The 6,467-nt window shown below is 71.7% G+C and carries 4 protein-coding genes; 3 read left to right on the top strand and 1 reads right to left on the bottom strand.

The genetic code is table 11. The annotated features are described in order from the left end of the window. The first annotated feature begins 76 nt into the window (after nt 1-76). On the top strand, nt 77-736 hold the full coding sequence (locus V7E45_RS36525; RefSeq protein WP_333778579.1) for a DUF5825 family protein: 660 nt from the start codon (nt 77-79) through the stop codon (nt 734-736). A 134-nt stretch (nt 737-870) separates the two neighbouring features. On the opposite strand, the gene V7E45_RS36520 is transcribed toward V7E45_RS36525, so the two are convergent. Next, nucleotides 871-3,636 carry a lectin gene (locus V7E45_RS36520; protein ID WP_333778578.1) on the bottom strand — a complete coding sequence of 922 codons (2,766 nt, stop codon included), beginning with the start codon at nt 3,634-3,636 and terminating at the stop codon, nt 871-873. A gap of 355 nt (nt 3,637-3,991) precedes the next feature. On the opposite strand from V7E45_RS36520, the gene uppS reads away from it, so the two are divergent. Together uppS and V7E45_RS36510 are read left to right on the top strand one after the other, a co-directional pair. Then, a complete protein-coding gene (uppS, locus tag V7E45_RS36515; protein ID WP_333778577.1) occupies nt 3,992-4,786 on the top strand; it encodes a polyprenyl diphosphate synthase in 795 nt (264 codons plus the stop codon). 92 nt (nt 4,787-4,878) lie between these two features. Then, nucleotides 4,879-6,291, top strand: a complete 1,413-nt coding sequence (locus tag V7E45_RS36510; protein ID WP_333778580.1) for an oxygenase MpaB family protein — start codon at nt 4,879-4,881, stop codon at nt 6,289-6,291. Nucleotides 6,292-6,467 lie beyond the last annotated feature (176 nt).

Raw genomic sequence — 6,467 nt, 5'->3', positions numbered from 1 at the left:
GACATATATACGGGGGGGGGCGGGGCGCCTGAGCCCGCCGCCCCCGCCCGACTCCGGCCACCGACAAGGACCGACCATGTCAGCGACCACACCGAGCCCGGCCGTCCAGGCCTGGCGCGACCACGACACACGGGCCCGGGAGCTGCCGGGCATGTCCCTGGGCCGGGTCCCGCTCGGCGCGGACCCCGGCGACGCCGAACGGCTGTGGGCCATGGGCGCGCGGCGTGCCGAACTCGACGGCCCCGTCGACCTCGCCACGCCGGGGCCGGCCGCCGCCCGCGCGGCGATCGACCGGCTCAGCCTGGTCCGCGACCTGACGGCCCAGGCCGTCCTGGTCGACTGGGACCTGAACCTGCCCGCCGACCGGGCCGACCAGCTGTGGAAGGTGCTGTCCCACCTCCAGCCGCCGCGCACCCTGACCGGACCCACGAACGCCGACACCGCCCTGCACGCCTGGCGGACCCGCCACTACCTCTGCAAGCTCATCTGGCGGCGGGGACCGGGCTTTCTGCAGATCCGCGACCGCCGCTGGGGCGACCTGCGCCGGTTCACCGCCGACGACCCCCGCTACCCGGCCGCCATCGCCCGACTCGACCGCGGCGCCCACAGTGCGGACGTCCCCGCCGATATCCTGGAGGAACTCGCCTCCGAACACCTCGTGCTGCGAGCGGACGACCTCGCGTGGTGGCTGCCTTACCGCGTCACCCGCTGGCTCCAGGAAGCCATGGCCGTATAGACGGCGGTGCGGGGCCGGGCGGGGGCCGGCCGGCGAGGCGCCGAGGCGCCGGCCGGAGCCGCACGTGCTCGTGGCCCCGCCGGCGGGCGGGGCCACGAGCACTCAGGCGCCACGGGTGCCCGGAGAGCGGAGCGTCAGGCGGGAGGCAGCGTCCACTTCTGCGCGGCCGTCCCGTTGCAGGTGTAGATCTGGAGTTGGGTGCCTTGAGTCGTGGACGAGTTCGGATCGTCCAGGCACCGACCGGAGTTGGGGTTCTTCACGGAGCCGTCGGAACTCAACGTCCACTTCTGGGCGCCGGTGCCGTTGCAGGTGTACAGCTGGACGAGGGTGCCGTCGGTCGTGCCGCTGTTCGACACGTCGAGGCACTTGCCGAGGGTGCGCAGCGTGCCGTCGGTCGCGATCGTCCAGTCCTGGGCGTAGGTGCCGTTGCAACTCCACAGCCTGATCGCGGTGTGGTCGGCGGTGCCCGAGCCGGCGTCGTCGACGCACAGGGCGGAGTTCACGCCCGCCGTCACGGGACCCACCCGGGGCTTCGCCGGGGCGGACGTGTCCCCGGGATAGGACGGCGGGGCGGCGGAGGCGGCCGAGGCCCAGCCGGTGTTCGCGCCGGTGCCGAGCGTGAAGTTCAGCGTCCCCCCGGAGGTGATCGCGGTCGTGGGCGCGTAGGCGTTGTTCCACGCGGCCCCGTCGAAGGTCGCGGACTGGACGTAGGGCGCGTTGTCCGCGGCTCCGTCACCGTTGACCGTCAGCGTCCTGCCGGACGGCAGCGTGATCACGGCCTGGGAGAACAGCGGTGAGCCGAGGGCGAGGTCCGAGGTGCCCGGCGTCATGGGGTACATGCCCAGGGCCGACCACACGTACCAGGCGCTCATCTCGCCCAGGTCGTCATTGCCGTCGGCGAGTCCTGCCGGGGTGTTCGACCAGATCTGGTCCTCGATCGAGCGCACGGCCGCCTGGGTCTTGTACGGCTTGCCGATGTAGTCGTACTCCCAGGGCAGTTCGACGCTCGGCTCGTTGCCCACCCACGCGTAGCCGTTGGCCCCGGTGTAGCTGCGCAGCACGGTGTCGAGGTAGTCGCCCATCGCCTTGTCGCCGCCCTTGGCGGTGGCGAGCCCCGCCACGTCGAACGGCACCATGCCCGAGTAGATCCAGGAGTCCGCCTCCACCATGTCCGTCCCCGAGGTGGGGTCGAAACCGCCGGTCCAGGAGCCGTCGGCGTTGCGCGGCTGGACGAAACCGGATGCCGGGTCGAGCACGTTGCGCCAGTCCTGCGCGCGATGGGCGTACGTCTGCCGGCTGCGGGTGTCGCCGAGGGCGCCCGCGAAGGCGGAGAGGGCGAAGTCCGCCGTGTCGTACTCCAGTGTCGTGGCGACGGGGCCGTAGAAGTTGCAGCAGCCGTAGCTCCCGTCGTGCGGCTCGTAGCCCGGGCTGTCCAGGTAGTTCACCCCCGGCCGGTCGTTGTTGGCGGTGCTCGCCTGCTTCAGCAGTCCGGCGAGTGCCGTCGAGGTGTCGAAGTTCCGCGCGCCGAAGGCGTAGTAGTCGGCGAGGATCGCGGCCGCCGGGTCGCCGACCATGACGTAGGACTCGCCGTTGTACTCGGACCACTTGGGGAAGATCCCGGTCTGCACGTAGTCGTCGGTCATCGACTGGGCGGTGTCGGAAGCGACTTGGGGACTGACCAGCGCCTCGAGCTGGGCCTGGGAGCGGTAGATGTCCCAGCCGGAGTAGTTCGCGTAGGCGGCGCTGTGCCCGGCGTCGACCCTGTGTGTCCTGCCGTCGAAGCCGTAGTACTGGCCGTTGGTGTCGCTGATGACGTTCGGGTGGAGCAGCGAGTGGTAGAGCGCCGTGTAGAAGATGGTCTGCTGGTCCGCCGTGCCGCCGGCGATCCGCACCTTGCCGAGGGTGGTGTCCCAGGCCGCGTGGGCCGCGGTGCGGACGTCGGCGAAGTTCCACCCGGGGTTCTCGGCGGTCCGGTTGGCCACCGCGTCGGCCGCGGAGACGTAGGAGATGCCGACCTTGGCCTGCACGACCGGGTTGCCGCGGGTGTCGAAGGTGACGTGCGCGTTCGACGCGGCGGCCTGCGTCGCTGCGCCCGAGTCGCGCGCCGCCGCGCGGGAGGGGCGTTTCGGCATCGCTCCGTGCAGCCGGGGCTTGTTCGGCTGGTCGGCGTCGTGCCGGCCGGCCCGGACGGCGGTCGGCGGGCGGAGCGGCGTCGCGCCCGCGAGTGTGCTGCCGCTGGAGGAGAACGGCCGGTCGAAGACCATGTCGAAGTAGACGGTGTACGTGTTCCCGGCCCCGCAGAACCGCCCGCTGGTGACCTGACCGCGGACCTCCGTGTCGGAGACGACGTCGAACTGCGTGGAGGACGCGCCGTTCTGGCTGTGCGACAGCTTGAGCAGCAGGTTGGCCTGGGACGTCGAGGGGAACGTGAAGCGTGCCATGCCGCTGCGTGTGGTCGTGGTGAGTTCGGTGGTCACCTTGTTGCCGAGGGCCACCTTGTAGGACCCGGCCGTCGCGGATTCGTCGGCGTGCGAGAAGGAGGCCGTCGCCGCGTTGTCGACGGCGCCCACCGTGGGCAGCACGGGTATGTCACCGGCCGCGCCGCAGCCGGGTCCCGCGAGGTGGGTGAGGCTGAACCCCGTGATCGAGGAGTCCTTGTACTCGTAGCCGCCGCCGGGCGGCCGGGACGAGGTGTCGGGGCTCCACTGCACCATGCCGAAGGGCACGTCCGCGCCGGGGAAGTCGTTCGCGTCGTTCGAGGTGCCGATGAAGGGGTTGACCAAATCGGCCGGTGACGAGACGAGTCGGGGCGTACTCGTCGGTGCCGCCGCCCAGGCGGCGGGCGCGGGCAGGGCGTAGGCGCCCAGCAGGAGGGCGCCGACGGCGCTTTCCAGGGCCATGCGGACGCGGTGCGTGCGGGACGGACGTCTGCGCGCACCGGGCGGGTGCTCGCCGGCTGGAGTCGGGAACATGGTGGTCTGGCCTCCTGAGGTTCGGTCACGGGTGGTTGACAACGTTGTCTCAGGATTTACGTTCTCCATGAGGGCGTTGGGAGCCGCACCAGGTTGGAGTACTGCCGCAACGTAGTACTGAGGCATGTCCATGTCAACCACGACGACGTTCCGGCTCGGACGCGCGTACCAAAGGTGAATCGCCGCCGGCTGCCCGCCTCGCCGGACCACGGGCTGGCACGCTGCTCGCGGTGATCGGATCGCGTGCCGATCACGTCGTCGGGTGGATGGCGGGGGTGAGGGGATGACGTACGCGTCGGCCGTCGGCGGTTCGGCCGCCTCGGACACGGGTTCCGTGCCTGTGCGGAGCACGGACTCCGAGAAGCGACCGACGCCCCGGCACGTGGCGTGCGTGATGGACGGGAACGGCCGGTGGGCGGCGGCCCGTTCACTCCCGCGCACCGAAGGTCACCGTGCCGCGGAGAGCACGGTCATCGACGTGATCGAAGCGGCACGTTCGGCGGGCGTGGAGTGGCTGAGCCTGTACGCGTTCTCCACGGAGAACTGGCGCAGGCCCGACGGAGAAGTCGACTACCTGATGCGGCTGGTGCGCCGCGTGGTGCGCAAGCACGCCCCGCTGCTGCACGCGCGGGGCATCCGCTGCCGCTTCCTCGGTGTGACGGACCCGCGGATCCCCCCGGCCCTCACCCGGGACTTCACCGATCTGACGACCCTGACCGGCCGAAATCAGGGGATGACCCTGACCGTCGCGTTCGACCACGGCGGCCGTGGGGACATCGTCGCCGCGGCGCGATCGCTCATCCGCAGCGGTGTACCGGCCGAGGCCGTGACCGAGCGGAGCTTCGCCGCGCATCTGCCCTTCCCCGACACACCGGACGTCGACCTGGTCATCCGCACCTCGGGCGAACAGCGCATCTCCAACTTCATGCTCTGGCAGGTCGCCTACGCCGAATGGGTCTTCCCGCGCGTGCTGTGGCCCGACTTCCGTGCCCCGCACTTCCTGGAGTGCCTGCACACCTACCGGCAACGCCGGCGCCGCTTCGGCGGCGTGCTCCCGAAGCAGAACGGAGATTCGTGACCTTGAGCAACGCAGACGGTCGCCGTCCCAGCGGCCACGACGCCCGCGACGAACGTCCCTTAGGGACCGAGAGCGGTGCGCAGCGGCCTCCGCTGTTCGGCCCGGGTGCCCAGTTCGACCAGTTGTTCAACGATCCGCGGTGGGCGCTCGCCATGGTGCGGGCCACCGTGCTGGAGGCGGCGCACCCGCAGATCGGCGGGGCGCTGATCGACAACTCCACCTTCGTCGCCCCCCCCTGGCGGCGGCTGAGCAACACGTTCCTGAGCCTGCAACGCATGTTCGGCGCCGACGACCGCGTGCGCGCCCGGGAGGCGGCGCGGCTCAACCGCCTGCACGCACGGCTGAACGGACGGGACGCGCGGGACCGGCCCTACGACGCGATGGACCCCGGAGTGCGGGCCTGGGTGGTCGCGACGCTGTTCGAGAGCGCCGTCACCATGTGCCGGCTGAGTGGGCAGCCCATGCAGCCCGACGCGGTGGAGAGGCTGTACGGCGAATTCCAGGCGTACCTCGCGGCCCTGGGAGACGAGGGCGGTCATCTGCCGGCCACCCTGGGCGAGTTCTGGTCCTACTACGACCGCGTGGTCGAGGAGGAGCTGGAGAACACCGAGGCGATGCGCGTCATCCTCTACAGGCTCTTCGACCACCTCCCGGCTCCCCCGCTGCTGCACGGACTGCCCACGCTGTGGGCGGCGGGGCGGGCCGTCGCGGGACCGGCCCTCGGAGCGATCACGGTGGCCTCGCTGCCCGAGCCGTTCCGCCGCCGGGCCGGCCTGCCGGAACTCCCGGGCGCGCAGACCCTGATGCAGGGCGCCTACCTGGCCGTGAGCCTGGCACGTTTCCTGCCCGACGGCTGGATCAAGGCCCAGAACATCGCCGATCTGCTGGCCCTCTCCCCCGGCAGCGACGACCCGCGGGCCAGGACGATGGAGGCCCTGCGCGAGCAGATGCAGCGCGCCGGAGCCCTGCTCAGGCTCATCACCCCGCTCGCTCCGGAACCGGAGCCCGCAGCGCCGCCGGCGGCGGGACAGCGCGGCGCGGAGGAGTTCTTCCGCGAGGTGCTCGACCAGACGGGCGACGGATACCTCACCTGGCCCGACCTTGCCGCGATGGCCCGGGAGCTGTCCGGCCGCCTCGACCTGGACGAGCCCGAGGAGACGAGGCTCTACGACGCCTTCGCCGCTTGGTGGCGCGAGCTGCAGACGGCCCTCGACACCGACGGCGACGGCCGCGTCAGCGCCCGGGAGTACTCCGCGGCCGCACCGACGCTGGCCGGCCCCGCGCTGATCAGAGCCGCCGAAGTCCTCTTCGACGTCACCGACAAGGACGGCGACCAGCGCATCGACGCGGCCGAGTACCGCGCCCTGTTCCGCACCGCCTTCCACCGCGACACCACCACCGAGACGGCCGCGTACACGCGCGGTGCCTTCGTGCAGGACTTCCTGACCTTCATGTCGGGCCGCGGGCGGTCCACACCCTACGACCCGCTCTTCGCCGACGCCTGAGAACACGGGGCCGCCCGCCTCGCACCCGCCGGGGTGGCGGGCACCCGACGTTCCGGTCAGCCGCGAAGCCGACGGCGCCGCGGTGACCTGGCGACTCCCAAGCGACCGTTGACTTCGGCTGTCGGCTGTCGGCTGTCGGCTGTCGGCTGTCGGCTGTCGGCTGTCGGCTGTCGGCT

Source organism: Streptomyces sp. IBSBF 3136 (assembly GCF_036815105.1).
In the GTDB taxonomy this organism is placed as follows: Bacteria; Actinomycetota; Actinomycetes; order Streptomycetales; family Streptomycetaceae; genus Streptomyces.
The sequence above is the reverse complement of the archived record's forward strand: the minus strand, read 5'-3'. Positions and strand labels throughout refer to the sequence as shown.

Coding starts and splice junctions, on each gene's coding strand:
- V7E45_RS36525 (WP_333778579.1), top strand. CDS start 77: ATGTCAGCGACCACACCGAGCCCGGCCGTCCAGGCCTGGCGCGACCAC.
- uppS (WP_333778577.1), top strand. CDS start 3,992: ATGACGTACGCGTCGGCCGTCGGCGGTTCGGCCGCCTCGGACACGGGT.
- V7E45_RS36520 (WP_333778578.1), bottom strand. CDS start 3,636: ATGGCCCTGGAAAGCGCCGTCGGCGCCCTCCTGCTGGGCGCCTACGCC.